Below are 18,214 nucleotides of genomic sequence, written 5' to 3'. Positions count from 1 at the left end.
TTACAGCCTCCCGATGCCCTTGGTCAGGTCAACCGGCACCGTAAACGCAATGCCGTTGCCGGGCCGGTCCAGATCCGCCACCTGGTCGATCAGTTCCAGGGCCTCAGCCACCTTTTCATCCGGCAGCACCATCAGCACGGTGTAGTTTTCTTCCCGGTCCGGCTCCAGGCTGGCCCGCAGGCTGCCCAGGAACGAGCCGCCCATGTAGTTCTGCAGCTCCATGGCCATACCACGGCTGCGCAGAATGGTCGCGCCGCGGATACCCCGGCGCTCCAGCTTCTCCAGCGCCCGGTCCATTACGTCCGGATCGCTCAGAATCATGATCAGCAGTTTCACAAATAATCCTCCTTTTTGGCAAGGCATACAAAACAAACCGGCGGGGTCAAGGCAGGCTGTCTGCCCCGGCCCCACCGGTTCTAATCATAGCACGCTGTTCGCTTGTGTCAAGGACAGATTTCTCAGCCCTTGTAGCCCACCGCGTCGGCCAGCTCCTTGTCGATGACGACCACCGCGTTGGGGTGCATCTTCAGCATGGTGCTGGGGTTGTGGGTGGTGATCTCGTCGCTCATCACCAGGCCGCGGATCGCGTCGGTCTTGGCCAGGCCGGTGGCGATCAGAACCACACACTTGGCAGCCAGGATGTCCCCCATGCCCATGGTGATGGCGGTGGTGGGCACGTCTTCCTTGCGCTCAAAGAAGCGGGCGTTGGCATTGATGGTGCTCTCGGTCAGCTTCTCGATATGAGCGGTGGCATGCAGGGTATCGCTGGCCTCGTTGAAAGCGATATGGCCGTTATTGCCGATGCCCAGCAGCTGCAGGTCGGCCACGCCGCCCTCGTAGACCTTGGCTTCCAGCTCAGCGGCGTTGGCTTCGGCATCGCCCATGCCCTGGGCCACGTAGGTGTTGGCCTTGTCGATGTTGATGTGGTCGAACAGGTTGGTATCCATGAAGTAGCGATAGCTCTGGTCATGGGTGCCGGGGATGCCGCAGTACTCATCCAGGTTCACGGTGTGCACAGCGGAGAAGTCCACCTTGCCGGCCTTGTTGGCTTCGATGAGCTTCTTGTACATGGGCACCGGAGTACCGCCGGTGGCCAGGCCCAGCTTGCAGGCGGGCTTCTCATTCACGAGCTTGCAGATCATATCGGCCACGTACGCGCAGCTGGCGTCGTAGCTCTCGGTCACAACTACCTGAATCACGATTGACACGCTCCTTTGGCGATTTTTGTCGGCCTTCGGCGGGCCGTTCTCTTACCTTTAATGATACCGTCCGGCGGCGGTTTTGTATAGGGCCGGAGAGGGATTTTATTTGTACAAAAGGCCCGTTTTACACATACAGTTCCTTTTCCAGCGGCAGCGGGCCCTCCGGAGCATCGGGCGCGGCGGCCACCGCCCGCCAGGCGGCGGGGGTCATGCCGGTGGCCTTGCGGAACACCCGGCACAGATAGTTGGCGCCGGAAAACCCGCACAGGCTTGCCACCACCTCCAGCGGATACTCCCGATGGGTCAGCAGCTGCTTGGCTGCCTCGATCCGAACAGCGGTCAGATACTGACCCGGCGGCATCCCCATCGCGGCCCGGAACACCCGGATCAGATGGCTTTTGCTTACCCCCAGCTGCGCGCTGAGCTCCTCCACCCCGTACAGCCCGGCGTAGTTCTGCTGCATGGCGGCCATAGCCCGGCTGACCAGCGGCGGCAGCGCCGGGGTGGCCGGATCGGCCCCGGCCAGTTCGCAGAGAAGCCGGTAGGCCAGGCTGCTTTCCGCGGCGACTTCGGGCTGTTCCCGCAGGCGGGCCAGCAGCTGGGCCGCCATGGGGGCACTGGCCCCGCCCGCCCAGAAAGGTGCCTCGAGCTGCGCGGCAAAGTCCTGGGCGACCCGGCCGGTGATCCGTACAGCCAGCAGATGGCAGGCGCCCTCCGGCACCAGTTCCAGAGGGGAGGTACCGATCAGCAGACTGCCCGCGTCGGCGCTTACCGGGCCGTCCGGCCCGTCCAGCGCACACCGGCCGCTGGACAGCACCCCTGCCCAGACCCCTTCGCCGTCCAGTACGGCACGGCCCGACAGCTGGGCGTCCCACACCTGGGCCGCCGCGCACCAGGCCCGACAGTCAAACATCAACAATCGCCCCCTGCACATCAATAAAATGCTATTTCTTTTCCCGAAAACCCTGGTATTATTATAGTAAAGACAGCACACGCGGTCAAGCGCGTGTCAACAAACTGTTATCACACAAACTTCACAAATTTAAGGAGGGCTCCCCCATGGCAAGTATCAGCTGCCGCGGCATTTACAAGATCTATCCGGGCAACGTAACCGCTGTTAAGGACTTCAACCTGGAGATCGCGGATAAGGAATTCATCATTTTCGTCGGCCCGTCTGGCTGCGGCAAGTCCACCACCCTGCGTATGATCGCCGGTCTGGAAGAGATCAGCAAGGGCGAGATGTACATTGGTGACCGCCTGATCAACGACGTTCCCCCGAAGGATCGCGACATCGCGATGGTGTTCCAGAACTACGCTCTGTACCCCCACATGACCGTGTACAAGAACATGGCCTTTGGTCTGGAGCTGCGCAAGACCCCGAAGGACGAGATCGACAAGCGCGTGCGTGAGGCCGCCAAGATCCTGGACATCGAGCACCTGCTGGACCGCAAGCCGAAGGCTCTGTCCGGTGGTCAGCGTCAGCGTGTTGCTCTGGGCCGCGCCATGGTTCGTAACCCGGCCGTCTTCCTGCTGGACGAGCCTCTGTCCAACCTGGACGCCAAGCTGCGTACCAGCATGCGTACCGAGATCATCAAGCTGCACCAGAAGCTGGCTACCACCTTCATCTACGTTACCCATGACCAGACCGAAGCTATGACCATGGGCGACCGCATCGTGGTTATGAAGGACGGCGTCATCCAGCAGGTTGACACCCCGCAGAACCTGTACGACTTCCCCTGCAACATGTTCGTTGCCGGCTTCATCGGCAGCCCCCAGATGAACTTCCTGGATGCCACCCTGAACAAGGACGGCAGCACCTACTACCTGGATCTGTCCGGCGACAAGATCGTTCTGCCCGCCGAGAAGACCGCCGACGGCAAGCTGGACGCTTACGTGGGCAAGGCTGTCAAGATGGGCATCCGTCCTGAGGACATCAAGGACGATCCCGAGTTCATCGAGAAGCACAAAGAGTGCAAGCTGAGCGCCGACGTGGAAGTCAGCGAACTGATGGGCAGCGAGATCTACCTGTACCTGGACTACAAGGGCAACAAGATGACCGCCCGTGTGGCCCCCACCAGCAAGGCCCGCAACGGCAGCACCGTGACCGTGGCGTTCGACGCGCACAAGGTGCATCTGTTCGACGTGGAGACCGAGCTGACCATCCTGAACTAAGGTTTGGTTTTCAAAGCTATAAACGCTTGCAGCGCCCCGCCGGTTGGCGGGGCGCTGTTTTTATCTTCTGCACCCATGCAAAAAGCCCCCGCCGGGCAGCTGCCCGGCGGGGGCTTTTTCAACTATGGGTTGGCGGATCAAACCAGCTGCTGACCGTTGACCTCCAGCCGGAAGGTCAGGCCGAAATACTCCGCCGCCTTGCGGCAAAGCAGCATGCGGGCCAGGAAGATCTCGAAGTAATCCATTACCGAGCACACCTGGGTGTCCAGACGAATCACCAGGGTCACCGTGCCGGCGGCCTTGTCCAGATCCAGCTGGGAATGCTCCACCGCCCAGTTTACCCGGTCGTGGATGTCAAACCGAATGGTATCCCGGTTGCGCACCCGGCTGCGGCGCACATCTGTTTTGTCGGCCAGGATCAGCGCGGCGGCCACCCCGTTTACCGGGAAGGCGGTACTTTCGTCATGGTTACCGATGGCGGTCACCACCAGGGCGGTGTCCTCCGGGGGCATGCCCATCTTGTCCAGAATCCGGAACGCCATCACCGCACCGCTCTGGGCGTGGTCAACCCGGTTGACCAGGTTGCCGATGTCGTGCATATACCCGGCAATGCGGGCCAGTTCCACCTGGCGCTCGTCCGCGCCCAGCTGCTGCAGCAGGCCGCTGGCCGTCTCGGCGCAGCGGGTTACATGGGCAAAGGAGTGTTCCGTATACCCCAGGGCTACCAGCGAAGCATCCGCCTGGCGGATGTAGGTATTGATCTCTTCGCTGTGGCGTACCATTTCATAGGTCACAGGCAGCATACCGGTTCCCCCTTACGCAGCTTCGTCGCTGCTTTCCTCCGAGGCAGGCTCGGCGGCGGCGCTCTCGTCGGTCTGCGCGGACGCATCGGACGTGGGCACGCTGGATACCACGCCGTCATTGGCGGCGCCCTGCAGCTGCTGCTCCGGCGCGATGGAGGAGTCCACTGCATCCGGCTGGTCGGCGGTATCGCTGGCCGCCGCGTTCACCGGCTGCATCTCGCTCTCTTCCAGAGCGGTCAGGTACCAGACCGAATCGGTCTTTTCAAAGATGTAGTCCATGTACTTGACCGGCTCGGTCGCGGTGGTGGCGCCCATGAAATCGTCCGCCGGGCTGCTGACCGGGATATACCCCACGGTCACCCGCATCTTGCCGCCGCCCCGGGTCAGCTTGACCACGGTGGGGGTGTAGCGGCCCTGCTGGCCGGTGATGGGGATCAGGTAACCCTGCTTGTCCTCCAGGTAGGTGAAGGTCATGCCGTCGTCCTCAAAACTCTCGTGGGTCACGCTGAAACCGGGGCCCACCAGCTTGGTGAGGGTGGCGTCCACCTCCAGGGTGGGCAGGATGATGCAATCGGTTTCCGGATCGCGCTCGTAGGCGTCCAGGCTGCCGCTGGTCTCCAGTTCGCCGTACAAAGCGCCCCAGATGCCAACCTCGCGCAGCATGATCTGGTCGGCCTGTTCCAGGCTGTCAAAGGGCAGCGGGTCAAACATGACCATGATCTGCAGGCGGTTTTCAAAATCTTTCATCAGATCGGTGTCGTCAAACAGGCTGCCCACCAGACCGGCCACGCTGGTGGCGATGGTGCCCAGGCCCACCAGGATCAGAACAGCCAGCACCAGCCCCAGCGCCTGACGGCGGCGCCGGCGATGGCGGCGGGCGTTTTCTTCCCGGAATACTGCGTTATCCATATCGTTCCTCCTCTGCGCTGCGCGCATGGTTTTGTCAGATGCTGCCCCGGCAAACAGGGCCGGCCCGCCGTTTCGGGGAGGGCCGCGGCGCGGAAAAACCGCACAGGTATCGATGATACAAAGTCAGTATACCATACTTTGCCCGCCAGTGCAAAACCAAGGCATGGATTTTCTGTGAAAACGTGGTAAAATGGGACTATACGCGCCCTGCGGGGCGCAGCTGCCAGAGAGGGGTGCGTTTGTATGATCCGATTCACCAATGACTACAGCGAGGGGGCCCATCCCCGCATTCTGGAGGCCATGGGGGCCGCCAACACCGAGGGGAATTTCGGCTATTCCACCGATCCCCACTGCGAAAACGCCCGGCAGATGATCCGGGATGCCATCGGCCGGCCGGATTCGGCGGTGCATTTTCTTGTGGGCGGCACCCAGACCAACACGGTGTGCATCTGTGCCGCGCTGCGGCCTCATCAGGCGGTGATCGCCGCCACCACCGGCCATGTGTGCGTGCATGAGACCGGCGCCATCGAGGCCAGCGGCCACAAGTGCGTGGCTGCCCCGGGCACAGCCGACGGCAAGCTGACCCCGGAGGCCATCCGGGCGGTCTGCACGGCCCATCCGGATGAGCACATGGTACAGCCCAAGTTGGTATACATCAGCAACACCACCGAGGTGGGCGGGGTGTACACCGGCGCGGAACTGGCCGCTATCCGAAAGGTGTGCGACGAACTGGGCCTGCTGCTGTATCTGGACGGGGCCCGGTTGGGCAGCGCCCTGGCGGCGGGCGGCGCTACCCTGACCGAGTTGGGTGCGCTGTGCGATGTGTTCTCCATCGGCGGCACCAAAAACGGGGCGCTGTTCGGGGAAGCGGTGTGCATCCAGAATCCCGCCATCGCAAAGGATTTCCGGTACATCATGAAGCAGCGGGGCGGCATGCTGGCCAAGGGCTGGCTGCTGGGCATCCAGTTTGAACAGCTGATGCAGGACGGCCTGTATGTGGAACTGGCCGCCCATGCCAACGCCCTGGCTTTGCGGCTGCGGGAGGGCATCGCCGCGCTGGGGTATGGTTTTTCCTGCGACAGCCCCTCCAACCAGCAGTTTCCCATTCTGCCGGACCGGGTACTGGCAAAGCTGCGGGGGGATTTCCACTGGGAAGAGATGGGCAAACCGGATGCGGACCACACCGCCATCCGTCTGGTGACCAGCTGGGCCACCCGCCCCGAAGCGGTGGAGGCATTCCTGGCCGCGCTGAAAAAGGCCTGAGCGGCGTCTTTATATACGATAAGTTGTTTTATATTTAAAATATACGAAACGGCATACCGCAAGACAGCGGTATGCCGTTTTGTTTTCAGGTTGCGTCCGAACGGCGGCCCCGCACCGGCAGGGTGGCAGGGCGGCGGGCCGCACGGAACGGGCGCTGCCGCAGCCACTCGCTTACTCCCTGCAGCAGGGCAAAAAACAGCACCGTACCCGCCGCGCACACACCCAGCAGACGCAGCGCCGGGCCGCTGAGGGGCGACAGGGCAAACAGGCCGGGCAGCAGCAGGCAGGCCCCGGCAAAGCCGCCCAGGCATAGGGTGAGCACCGCGGCCCGCAGCGGCGTGAGGGGCACGCAGAGCCGCAGAATCACCAGCATCCCGGCCAGGGCCGCCAGCAGGGTGCAGACGGTGGAGAGTTCGTTCCGGGGAAGGCCGGCCCCCAGCGTGCCCGCCGCCAGCACCCCCAGGGTGGCGGTAAGGCCGCCGGGCAGGGCGCTGAGCACCGCGCCGGTCATAAAGCCGCCCCGGGCCCGGCCCCGCACCGGCTCAAAGGTCAGCAGAAAGGAGGGCAGCCCGATGAGCAGGCCGCTGATCAGGCTGATCTGCCGGGGCACCATCGGGTAGGGCAGCGCCACAAACAGCAGCACCGCCGACACCAGAAAGGAAAAGATGTTTTTATACAGGAACAGCGCCGCCGACCGGCTGATATTGCCGATGACCCGCCGCCCCTCCTGCAGAATGGCGGGCACAGCGGCAAAATCGGAGTCCAGCAGCACCATCTGGGCGGCCTGCCGGGCCGCTTCGCTGCCCGCGCCCATGGCCAGGCTGCAGTCCGCCTGCCCCAGGGCGGGTACATCGTTCACACCGTCCCCGATCATGGCCACGGTATGCCCGGCCGCCTGCATCCCGGCAATCAGTTTCTGTTTCTGCCGGGGCGAAACCCGCCCGAACACGGTGTACCGGCGGGCCAGGTCGGCCCAGTCGGCCTCCTCCCCCACCCCGGACAGATCCAGATAGCGGTCGGCGTTTTCTACCCCGGCCTGCAGCGCCACCCGGGAGACGGCGGCGGCGTTGTCGCCGGAGAGTACCCGCAGCGTCACCCCCTGGGAGCGGAAGTAGGCCAGGGTCTCGGCGGTGCCGGGGCGCAGCTTGTCCCGCAGCACCACAAATCCCAGCGGGCGCAGACCGGCGGGCAGCGGCGCGCTGCCGTCCGGCGGGCAGCTGCTTTGGGCCAGTACCAGCACCCGGCGGCCCTGAGCCAGCCGGGGGGCCAGCTTCGGCTGCCAGGCAGCGCAGTCCGCCCCCAGCACCAGTTCCGGCGCGCCCAGGATCAGGCAGCGCCCGTCCGGCAGAAGCGCCGCCCCCCATTTGCGGGCAGAGGAAAAAGGCACCTGCCCCTGTGCCTGCCAGCCCTGTGAGGGGAAGGCCTCCCGCAGGGCCCGGTCGGTGGCGTTGGTCTCCGGCATGGCGTGGACATAGCCGCCCAGCAGCGCGGCCAGTTCCGGCTGCGACAGGCCGGAAACGGGCAGCAGTTCCTCCGCCTGCATCTGCCCGGCGGTGAGGGTGCCGGTCTTGTCCAGGCAGAGCACGTCCACATGGGCCAGGTTTTCGATGCAGGTCAGTTCCCGCACCAGGGTATGGCGGCGGGCCAGGTTCAGCACACTCACCGCCAGGGCAATGCTCACCAGCAGGTACAGCCCTTCCGGGATCATACCCACCAGCGCCGCCACGGTGCCGGTGACCGCCGCCCGGGGCCCGGAGGCGGCCCACTGCTGCCAGACCATGGCCAGGCCCAGCGGCAGGATCAGCACCCCCACAAACCGCAGCCAGGCATCCAGGCTGCGCATCATCCGGCTGCGACGGGTGCGGGCCCGGCGGGCTTCGCCGGTGATCCGGGCGGCGCAGGAATCCGGCCCCACCCGGACCAGCCGGGCCGCGCAGCTGCCGGCCACAAGAAAACTGCCGGAAAGCAGCGGTTCACCGGGTGTGTGCAGCACCGGGTCTTCCTCGCCGGTGACCAGGGACTCGTTGCATTCGGCCCGGCCCTCCACCAGTACGGCGTCGGCGGGCACCTGGTCGCCCGGGCGCAGCCGCACGATATCGTCCCGCACAAGATCGGCAGTATCCAGCAATTGCTCGGTGCCGTCCCGCACGGTGCGCACCGGCCGGGCGGCCAGCAGGGCGATGCGGCGCAGGGCCGCCCGCACCCGCAGTTCCTGCACCACCCCTACCGCCGCGTTGCAGACCACGATGCCCAGAAACAGGGTCTCCTGCACCGCGCCCACCGCCACCAGACACCCGGCCAGCGCCAGAAACAGCAGGTTATAAAAGGTAAGCAGGTTGTCCCGCAGGATGCGGGCGGTGGATTTGGTCAGATCGGGCGGCGGGGTGTTGCGCAGCCCGGCAGCCTGCCGCTGCCGGGCCTGTTCTGTGGTCAGGCCCCGGGCCGGGTCAGCCCGCAGCACCGGAATGGTATTGGAATCCATAGAAAATCGCCCCTCTCGTTTCGTCGCTTATTGCTGAAACGAAACGAAAGGGGCGAAAGGCTTCAACCTTTAAAAAAGCTTAAGAAACATTTTGCCGGTCAGCGGGCGGTCCGGCGGCGGGCGGAGGAGGACGGGATGCCCAGTTCCTCCCGGTACTTGGCCACCGTGCGCCGGGAAACGGGCAGCTGCACCGCCTCCAGCGCGGCCCGCAGCGCCTCGTCGCTGAGGGGCTTGCAGGGATCTTCCGCCTGGATGAACCGGACGATATGGCGGCGCACATTTTCGCTGGAGACCGACGCGCCGTCCGCCGCGGTGATGGCCGAGGTGAAGAACCGGCGCAGCGGAATGCTGCGGCCCTCGAACTGGATCGTTTTGCCCTGCACGGCCCGGCTTACGGTGGACAGGCTCAGCCCCAGCCGTTCGGCCAGCTGGGTCAGGGTCATGGGCTGCAGCGGTTCACGGCGCACAAAATAGCCCTGCTGGCAGTCGGCCAGGGTGCGCAGCAGACGCACCATGGTGTTTTCCCGTTCCTGCACGGCCCGGATCAGCTGCTGGGCCTCGTTTTTCTTTTCCCGCAGATACTGCCGGTCCTGCTCGGAACCGGCGGTCTGCAGCAGGGCGCAGTTCTGCTCGTCCAGGGTCAGGCGCCGGGCCAGGCAGCCGTTCAGCTCGATATGCACCCGGCCGTCCTCCAGACGGAATACCGCCTCCGGGATCTGGCAGGCCAGTTCACCGCCGGTGCCGTAGCCCTGGGCGGGACGGGGGTTCAGCGCCCGCACCGCCGCCGCGGCCTGCCGGGCATCCGCCGGGCTGCACGCCAGCAGGCGGGCAATGGCGGACATATCCCCCTTGGCCAGCAGTTCCAGCCCGTCCGGCTGCACCAGACGCAGGGTGTGGGGGTTGAAGCATTCGGTGCGGGCCAGCTGCAGCACCAGGCATTCGGTCAGGGAACGGGCCCCCACCCCGGCGGGCTGCAGGTCCTGCAGGATGTAAAGGGCCTGCTCCATATCAAACAGCGGCACGCCCTGTTCCCGGGCCAGATCGGCCAGGTCAAACTCCAGAAATCCGTTCTCGTTCAGGCACTCGATCAGATACTGGCACAGGCGGCGCATCCCGTCGGTGAGGCGGGGCATGTGCAGCAGCTGTTCCGCCAGCGCATCGGTAAGTTTTTCCCCCTGGGCGCGGGGATCGGCCAGGCGGACGGTGAAGTCCTCCCCGGGGCTGCCCTCCCAGGCGCTGTCGGCGGGCAGATCCCAGACCGCCGCGCTCTCGCTGTCGCTGGCTTCCCAGGTGTCGGCCTCCCGTTCGGCCAGGGCACGGGCGGGTTCCCCTTCCGGGTCGGGCAGATGCATATCCTGGGGCAGTTCCATCTCCAGCAGCGGATTGGAGAGCACCGCCTCCTGCAGGTATCCCTCCAGCTCGGTCTGCGGCAGCTGCAGCACCTCCAGCGAGCAGCGTAATCCCTGACTCAATACCTGCTTCTGCGCCTGTTGCTGTACCAGTTCCATCGGCGCGCCCTCCTCTGCAAAAAGCCCGGCATTGCCGGACTGAATTCTCTATTATTATACAACATTCTGCACCACGGCGCAACAAAACAGCGCGCATATTCTGTGAAAGCCGCACAAAGCCCCCGCACAGCAAAGCCGGGAGCATTGCTGCTCCCGGCTTTGCCGCTTATGTTGAGAGGACGGATAATGGCTTATTTGACAACCTTCTTGTCTTTCTGGCGCAGAACCACACCGCTGCGATTGCCGGTATGCTTGCCGTTCGCCACGGTGACACCGCCGTTGACCAGCACGTACTCGATGCCTTCGGGGAACTGCACGGGATCGGTGAAGGTGCCCTTGTCGATGACCGTATCCGGGTTGAAGATGGTGATGTCGGCGTAGTTGCCCACCTTGATCTCGCCGCGGCCTTCCATGTTGAAGGTGGTGGCGGGTTTCTTGGTCATCTTATAGATGGCTTCCTCCAGGGTGAGGGCCTTGTCCTCGCGGACGTACTTGCCCAGGATGCGCGGGAAGGCGCCATATACGCGGGGATGGGGCTTGCCGCCCAGCAGGCCGTCGGTGCAGGCGTTCATCTCGGGCCGCTTCATGAAGAGCTGCACATGCTCCTCGGTGCCGTAGAAGTCCACCATACCCACGGCGTTCTCTTCTTCCATCAGCAGGTCGAAGGTGGCCTCGTAGGGATCCTTGCCCCGCAGCTTGCCCAGCTCGGTCAGGCTCAGGCCCACCGCGTCCTGGTTCTTCTGGGTCTTGACGCTGGTGACGAAGATGCCGTCCAGACCCGCAAACTCCACGAAGTTGTCCCAGCCGGGGATGCCGTGCTCGATGTCGTAGACCATCTTTTTGCGCAGTTCGGGGTCATGCAGGCGCTCGATCACCTTGTTGGTGCCGCCGTCGTGCACCCAGGGCGGCAGGATGACGCCCAGCATGGTGCTGCCGGCCACGTAGGGGTACTGGTCGAAGCTGACCCGGATGCCCTCGGCCTCGGCCTTTTCCAGCAGCTCGATGACCTTGTCGATCTTGTCCCAGTTTTTCTTGCCTCAGACCTTGAAGTGGGAGTAATGGATCTTGACGCCGGACTCGCGGCCGATGCGGATGACCTCTTCCATGCTGTCCAGGATGGTGTCGGCCTCGCTGCGCTGGTGGATCACGAAGATACCGTCGTACTCGGCCACCACCTTGCACATCTCGATGATCTCTTTGCTCTCCGAGTAGGCGCAGGGCATGTAGATCAGGCCGGTGGACAGGCCCACCGCGCCGGCTTCCATCTCACGGCGGGTGATCTGGCGCATCTTTTCCAGCTCTTCCTCGTTGGGCTGACGGTTCTCCAGGCCCATGGCCTCCATGCGGATGTTGCCGTGGGGCACCAGATAGCACTCGTTCAGGCCGGGTTTGACCGCGTCGATCATGGCCAGGTAGCCTTCGGTGTTCTTGAATTCCCAGTTGATGTTGTCGCTGTCGCCGTCCAGGCCGGCCAGGTTCTTGCGCCAGGGGCTGATGTACTCCACCGGCAGCGGCGCCATGGAGATGCCGTCCTGGCCCAGGATCTCGGTGGTGATGCCCTGCATGACCTTGGGGGCCACTTCGGGCTCTTCCAGGATCTTCAGGTCGCTGTGGCTGTGGGTATCAATAAAGCCGGGGGCAACCACCAGGCCGGCGGCGTCGATGACCTCCATACCCTCGGCGGGCTGGATATCGCCGATAGCGGCGATCTTGTCATCCTCTACCAGAACGTTGGCCTTGTAGCCGGGTTTGCCGGTGCCGTCCACGACGGTGCCGTTGATGATGAGCTTTTTCATATGGTCCACATCCTTTCATGCGATGTTGTCAGATAGCGATCAGTCGTTGTCGAACACCAGTTCGGGGGCGGGCTCCACACCCATCTTGCGGTCGATGGCGGAGAACAGGAAGATGGCGATGAAGGCCACGATGCCGCCGGGCACCATTGCGCTCAGGCCCCAGGGCGTATCCAGCGCGTAGATCCAGACAGCGGCCACCACGGTGCCCAGCACGATGGAGATGAAGCCGGCGCGCTTGGTGACGTTCTTATAGAACAGGCCGCAGATGAAGGCGGCGAACGGGCCCGCGCTGCGCAGGGCGAAGGCGCCCATCATGACGCTGATGATGTTGGAGGCGGTCAGGGCCACGCTCAGGCCAACCAGGCCGACCACGACCATGGTGACGCGGGAGATCCAGACTTCCTTCTTGTCGTCCTTAACGCCCTTGTTGATGTAGGGGCGGAAGACGTCGTTGGTGAACATGGTGGCGGTGCCGATCATGTTGCCGGAGGCGCTGCTCATGGTAGCGGCCACGATGGCGGCCAGAACCAGGCCCGCGACCACGGCGGGAGCAAAGCGGATGGTGGCGTCAGCCAGGGCGTTCTTCTGGGCGCCGCCGTCGGCGTAGCCGTCAATGCACACATAGGCGATCAGGCCGATGATGGCGGGAACAATGGCGTAGGCAGCGCTCAGCAGGCCGGCGATCACGGAACCGGTCTTGGCGGACTTGCCGTCCTTGGCGGAGCAGTAGGTCTGCACGATCTCCTGGCCGGTGGGGAAGGTCATGAAGTACATAGCGATGTAGCCGATGATGGTGGGCAGACCGATCTTGGTCATGCTGAGCAGATCCAGTTCGGTACCCATGGCGTCAGCCTTGGCGAACAGAGCGCCGAAGCCGCCCACCTGCGGATTGAAGACCATGATGAGCATGGCGATGGCCATACCCACGGTGATGAAGATCACGTGCATCATGTTGGCCGCGGTAACGGAGGTGAAGCCGCCCACCATGGTGTAGGCGATAACCACAGCGGTGGTGATGATGGCGGCGGTGCTGAAGTCGATACCGGTAACCACGTTGATGATGGAGGCGGTAGCGATGATCTGGGCGCCGGTAGCCATGAACAGGGCCGCGATGGAGGTAAAGGCGGTGAAGATATGGGAGGCCTTACCATAGCGCTTGCTGATGATTTCCGGCACGGTGCTGGAGGAGGAGCGGCGGAAGTACGGGGCGATGAAGGACACCAGCACAAAGCCGATGCCGGCCGCGATCACGTACCAGCAGGCGGACAGGCCGTAGGTATACACGTTGGTGGCGATACCGGTGGTGCTGGCACCGCCGGTGTTGGCCGCAAACAGGGTGGCCGCCAGGACAACAGGTCCCAGGGACTTGCCGGCCATCAGGAAGTCGTCGTTGCTCTGCATGGCCTGTTTTTTCTTCTTGCGGGCCGAGATGAACAGGCCCAGCGCGACGGTGGCCGCCATGTACAGCAGAATAATAACCAATGCGGTGATCTGTACGTTTGACATGAATTCTTCCTCCCTTCGTATCTGCGCAGCCCGTTACTTGAGCAGAGCCTTCATCACGCCGCCGTAGCAGTCGCAGACCTTGACCAGCTGGTCGATCTCGATGTACTCGTTGATGGTGTGGGCCAGGTTCTCACGGCTGGGCCCAAGGCCGAAGGTCTTGATGCCGGCCTCGCCCGCGTAGTGGCTGCCGTTGGTGCAGAAGTTGTACTGGGTGATGGACGGGTCGTAACCCATGGCTTTCAGCTCGCCGTAGACGGCCTGGACGAACTCGTCCTTCTCGTCGTAGAGCCAGCCGGGGAAGAAGCGCTCACCCTCGATCTCGTTGCCGGTGTGGCACTTCTCGCGGCCCACTGCGTAGCTGGCCTTGACCTTCAGCTGGGGATCCTCGGCCATCAGCTTATCCAGCAGGGCGTTGATGGGGGCCAGCACGCTCTCCTTGGTCTCGCCCACCAGCAGGCGGCGGTCGTAGGTGGCGCGGCAGTATTCAGGCACCACCGAAGCGCCGGGATACGGAGCGGACTTGATATCGGTCAGTTCCAGGATGCCGTCGCCCAGCACGGGGTGATGGGTGGGCTCCAGGGTGCGGATGGCCTCGATGACCTTGGCCATCTTGTACACGGCGTTGATGCCCTTTTCCGGGTTGGCGCTGTGGCAGGGCTTGCCGAAGGTTTCCACCACGATCTCGGCACGGCCGCGCTGGCCGATCTTCAGGTTCAGCTGGCTGGCCTCGCCGATGACCACGTAATCGGGATGCACCGCGGCGCTGATGGCCCGGGCAGCCACGCCCTCAAAGCATTCCTCGTGCACCACGCCGGCCACGTAGATCTCGCCGGCGAAGTCCTTGCCGGTGGCGGCGGCGAAGTTGGCGGCGGCGCAGGTCATAGCGGCGACAGCGCCCTTCATGTCAGAGGTGCCGCGGCCGTAGATCTTGTCGTCCACGATCTCGGCGGCGAAGGGATCGTGCTCCCACTTGCCGGCGTCCTGTACGGGCACGGTGTCGATATGCCCGTCAAACAGGATCTTCGGGCCGGGACGGTTGCCCTTGATGCAGCCGATGATGTTGCCGTACTTGTCGACCGTGACGCTGTCAAAGCCCATCTGCTCCATGTTCTCCTTGAGCACCTTGACCACGCCCTGCTCCTCGCCGGAGTAGCTGCGCTGCTTGACCAGTTCCTGGCAAAGCCGCACCACGGTCTGTTCCTGTTCCTTGTTCAACATAAGTCTTACCTCCCTGTTTATCTCAATGCGCCTGCAAGCGCCTGATCCGATGTTGCTGTTCGGTTACTTTCCGCTGGGGTAGCGGCCGTCCCACACCACGGCCCGGTAGTTTTCCCGGTCGGTGTCGCCCTCGGTGCTGAAGAAGAGCACCCGGCTGTTCTCGTCCAGGCCCAGCTCGGCCTTCATGCCGGCCAGTTCCGGGTTGGTCATGATCTCGGCCACACAGCCGAAGGTGGCCGCGCCGCTCTCGCCGGAGATGACCCGCTGATCGCCCGGCATCGGGTTGCCCAGGATCCGCATGCCCTTGGCGGCCACATAGTCCGGGCAGGAGATGAAGTGGTCGGCGTTGGCACGCAGGATGCGCCAGCCGATGCTGCAGGGCTCGCCGCAGGCCAGGCCCGCCATGATGGTGTTCATCTCGCCGGTGACAAAATGCAGTGCGCCGTCGTCTGCCTCGGCGGTACGGTACAGGCAGTCGGCCTTATTGGGCTCCACAATGGTGATGATGGGCCGGTCGGCGCCGTACAGGGAACTGAAGAACCCGGTGATGGCCCCGGCCATGCTGCCCACGCCCGCCTGCAGGAAGATGTGGGTGGGTTTCTCAGGCAGCTGCTGGTGGGCCTCATAGCCCATGGTGCCGTAGCCCTGCATGATCCAGGCGGGGATGTCCTCGTAGCCTTCCCAGGCGGTGTCCTGCACCATGACCCAGCCCTTTTCCTCGGCCTGGCTGTTGGCCAGACGCACCGCGTCGTCGTAGTTCAGATCGGTGATGGAAGCATCCGCGCCCTCGGCCTGGATGTTGGCCAGACGCTCAGCGGCGGAACCCTTGGGCATGTACACCACCGCGTGCTGCCGCAGCTGGTGGGCGGTCCAGGCCACGCCGCGGCCGTGGTTGCCGTCGGTGGCGGTGACAAAGGTGACCTCGCCCAGCTTGGCGCGCACCTCTTCAGAAACCATCTTGTCGTAGGGCAGTTCGCTGATATCCATACCCAGCCGCCCGGCCAGGTAACTGCCGATGGCAAAGCTGCCGCCCAGCACCTTGAAGGCGTTCAGGCCGAACCGGTAGCTTTCATCTTTTACATACGCAGCGCCCAAACCCAGGGCCTTGGCCGTCTGGGTCAGGTCAGCCAGCGGCGTGGGCTTGTAAACCGGGAAACTGGCGTGGAACCGCTGCACCTTGGCGGCCTGCTCCTCGGTAAAAAGGCTCAGGTCGGCGGTGCGGCCCTCCCCGCGGCTGAAGGAGACCATCTTGAATTGCTCGCTCATCTGCTGCACACATCCTTTCTCTCTGTCGGCAGCGCTTCGGATCGCCGCCCTCTCGTTGATAAATAAAGCAATCCACATGCCAAAACGTGTTTTATTTTTCGTCAAACACAAAATCTTGTATATTCTGGCAGAACATTTCCGGGCGTTTTCTGGCAGATTCACGAAAAAAAGGCCGTTTCCGGCCCCGTTTTCTGATTTTGTATTTCCGTTTTAGCGCAAAAGAAAAATTCCCGTTTTGAGAAATTTTCTCAAAACGGGAATTGAAATTCTCATTATTGGAATTGTTCCAGCTTGCGGTACAGGGTGGCCAGGCCGATGCCCAGCGCTTTGGCGGCCTTGCGCTTGCCCTCGGTGGTGGCGCCGTAAAAAGCCAGGGCATTTTCGATGGCGGCCTGTTCGGCCCGGCGCAGGCTGACCACCGGGGTGGGGGCCGGCGCCGCCGGCGCGGCGGGCGCAGCGGGAAGGGCCGCGCTGAAAAAGTCCCGGGGCAGGGTATCCGGGCCCAGGACCCCGTCCTCATCGCTCATGTTCACCATGAACTCCACGGTGTTTTCCAGTTCCCGCACATTGCCCGGCCAGGCGTGGGCCTTGAGGGCCGCCATGGTCTGTTCCGGGATCGACCAGCGGGCCCGCCCGAACCGCTGGGCGTATCGCTGGGCAAAGAACCGGGCCAGATCCGGGATGTCGTCGGGACGCTGGCGCAGCGGCAGGATGGGCAGCGGAATCACGTTGAGCCGGTAGTACAAATCCTCCCGGAACTTGCCCGCGGCCATCATGGCTTTCAGGTCCTTGTTGGTGGCGGCGATGACCCGCACATCAATGGGGATCTGCTGGTTGGAGCCGATGCGGGTGATCCGCCGCTCCTGCAGCACCCGCAGCAGTTTGGCCTGCAGGTAGAGGGGCATGTCCCCGATCTCGTCCAGGAAGATGACCCCTTTGTTGGCCAGCTCGAACTTACCCACCCGGCCGTTGGGATCCGCGCCGGTAAAGGCGCCTTTCACATAGCCGAACAGCTCGCTCTCCAGCAGGCTTTCCGGGATAGCTGCACAGTTCAGGGCCACAAACTGCTGGTCGGCCCGGTCGCTGGCCCGCCAGATGGCGCTGGCCGTGACCTCCTTGCCGGTGCCGCTCTCCCCCAGGATCAGCACGGTGGAGGGGCTGCGGGCAATCTTGGCGATCTCCTTGCGCAGCCGCTCGGTATGGGCGCTGGAACCCACCAGGGTACCGCTGCCCACCGTGGAGATCATCTGATACAGGTTGCGGTGCATCTCCCGGGTGCAGGTAAAGGCGGCCACAATGGCATAGCGGGAGTTTTCCTGCCGCAGATGGTGCAGCTGCCCCATCACAAAAATCTGCCGCCCGCCCAGCTGCAGGCGGTACTCGGTCTTGCCGCTCATCCGGTCGCCGGTAGCGGTAAACTCCGCTTTCATCCCCTCCAACTGGGGCTGTTCCAGCTGACGGCGGGCGCTCTCGTTGGCCATGGTGATCCGGCCATCCTCCCCCAGCACCAGGGCCGCCTGTTCCATCTGGTCGATGGCGCACTCCAGCGCGCTGAGCATGGCCTGCTGCTGCGCCCGCTCGATCCGCTCGGTGGCCTTGGCGGCCATAAAGCTGGCGATCTGCTCCACCAGACCCAGATAGGTTTCCCGGGCGTTCAGAATGGTCTGCCGCTGCTGCTGGGTAAAGCCCACCAGCCCGATGACCCCGATGCTCTGGCCGCCTGCCAGAATGGGCATGGCGATTTCAATGGTCTCCTCGCAGTGGTTGCAGCGGGGGCAGTCCCGGCAGATGGGCTCGTGGCCGGGCCGGTCGATCACCTGCAGCCGCCCGGAAGCCAGCACTTGCCGGTAGGTATAGCCCTCCCGGGACATATCCTGCCCCACCCCGGCGGCAAACAGGCCGGTGCCTGCCACCCGGAACAGGGTGGCGTCCGCCACCTCCACGTCCACGCCGGATACCTCCGCCATGATCTCGGCGTATTTCTGCACGGTATCCCGGATCTCACGCAGGATGGATTTCATCGTCTCCCCTCCCACCTTCGGCGCTTTTCCTTTATTATAGGGCAGCCGGGGGGATTTTGCAATTCGGG

13 protein-coding genes and 1 pseudogene are annotated in these 18,214 nt (G+C 63.8%); 2 read left to right on the top strand and 12 right to left on the bottom strand.

The genetic code is table 11. From position 1 onward, the window contains the following. From B5E65_RS12570 to B5E65_RS12560, 3 genes are all read right to left on the bottom strand, one after another. Positions 1-336: a P-II family nitrogen regulator gene (locus B5E65_RS12570; protein WP_087172114.1), complete on the bottom strand. Its 336-nt coding sequence runs from the start codon at positions 334-336 to the stop codon at positions 1-3. A 122-nt stretch (positions 337-458) separates the two neighbouring features. After that, positions 459-1,199: a glucosamine-6-phosphate deaminase gene (locus tag B5E65_RS12565; protein ID WP_242957551.1), complete on the bottom strand. Its 741-nt coding sequence runs from the start codon at positions 1,197-1,199 to the stop codon at positions 459-461. 127 nt (positions 1,200-1,326) lie between these two features. Beyond that, positions 1,327-2,115: a helix-turn-helix transcriptional regulator gene (locus tag B5E65_RS12560; RefSeq protein ID WP_087172113.1), complete on the bottom strand. Its 789-nt coding sequence runs from the start codon at positions 2,113-2,115 to the stop codon at positions 1,327-1,329. Between the two features lie 146 nt (positions 2,116-2,261). Here B5E65_RS12560 and B5E65_RS12555 point away from each other — a divergent pair, with 146 nt between their 5' ends. Then, on the top strand, positions 2,262-3,374 hold the full coding sequence (locus tag B5E65_RS12555; protein WP_087172112.1) for an ABC transporter ATP-binding protein: 1,113 nt from the start codon (positions 2,262-2,264) through the stop codon (positions 3,372-3,374). Positions 3,375-3,511: 137 nt separating this feature from the next. Here B5E65_RS12555 and B5E65_RS12550 read toward each other — a convergent pair whose 3' ends face one another. Together B5E65_RS12550 and B5E65_RS12545 are read right to left on the bottom strand one after the other, a co-directional pair. Next, a complete protein-coding gene (locus B5E65_RS12550; RefSeq protein WP_204657752.1) occupies positions 3,512-4,177 on the bottom strand; it encodes an HD domain-containing protein in 666 nt (221 codons plus the stop codon). 12 nt (positions 4,178-4,189) lie between these two features. Further along, entirely contained in the window at positions 4,190-5,086 is an 897-nt protein-coding gene (locus B5E65_RS12545) for a hypothetical protein (RefSeq protein WP_087172111.1), read from the bottom strand. A 243-nt stretch (positions 5,087-5,329) separates the two neighbouring features. On the opposite strand from B5E65_RS12545, the gene B5E65_RS12540 reads away from it, so the two are divergent. Further along, a complete protein-coding gene (locus B5E65_RS12540) occupies positions 5,330-6,349 on the top strand; it encodes a threonine aldolase family protein (RefSeq protein ID WP_087172110.1) in 1,020 nt (339 codons plus the stop codon). Between the two features lie 85 nt (positions 6,350-6,434). On the opposite strand, the gene B5E65_RS12535 is transcribed toward B5E65_RS12540, so the two are convergent. The 7 genes and pseudogenes from B5E65_RS12535 to B5E65_RS12505 form a co-directional block, all read right to left on the bottom strand. Continuing rightward, positions 6,435-8,831, bottom strand: coding sequence for an HAD-IC family P-type ATPase (locus B5E65_RS12535; protein ID WP_087172109.1), 2,397 nt, complete (start codon positions 8,829-8,831; stop codon positions 6,435-6,437). A 98-nt stretch (positions 8,832-8,929) separates the two neighbouring features. Beyond that, a complete protein-coding gene (gene rpoN, locus B5E65_RS12530) occupies positions 8,930-10,339 on the bottom strand; it encodes an RNA polymerase factor sigma-54 (RefSeq protein WP_087172108.1) in 1,410 nt (469 codons plus the stop codon). A gap of 191 nt (positions 10,340-10,530) precedes the next feature. Next, positions 10,531-12,135: pseudogene (locus tag B5E65_RS12525) on the bottom strand (N-acyl-D-amino-acid deacylase family protein). 39 nt (positions 12,136-12,174) lie between these two features. Next, positions 12,175-13,641, bottom strand: a complete 1,467-nt coding sequence (locus tag B5E65_RS12520; RefSeq protein ID WP_087172107.1) for a sodium:solute symporter family protein — start codon at positions 13,639-13,641, stop codon at positions 12,175-12,177. A gap of 33 nt (positions 13,642-13,674) precedes the next feature. Next, positions 13,675-14,859, bottom strand: coding sequence for a YgeY family selenium metabolism-linked hydrolase (locus B5E65_RS12515; protein ID WP_087172106.1), 1,185 nt, complete (start codon positions 14,857-14,859; stop codon positions 13,675-13,677). A 63-nt stretch (positions 14,860-14,922) separates the two neighbouring features. Next, on the bottom strand, positions 14,923-16,125 hold the full coding sequence (gene dpaL / locus B5E65_RS12510; RefSeq protein WP_087172105.1) for a diaminopropionate ammonia-lyase: 1,203 nt from the start codon (positions 16,123-16,125) through the stop codon (positions 14,923-14,925). Between the two features lie 272 nt (positions 16,126-16,397). Further along, entirely contained in the window at positions 16,398-18,146 is a 1,749-nt protein-coding gene (locus B5E65_RS12505; protein ID WP_087172104.1) for a sigma-54 interaction domain-containing protein, read from the bottom strand. Positions 18,147-18,214 lie beyond the last annotated feature (68 nt).

The organism is Gemmiger sp. An120 (assembly GCF_002160955.1).
GTDB lineage: Bacteria > Bacillota > Clostridia > Oscillospirales > Ruminococcaceae > Gemmiger_A > Gemmiger_A avium.
Note: the sequence above shows the minus strand (reverse complement) of the source record. Positions and strands in the feature narration are given on the sequence as shown.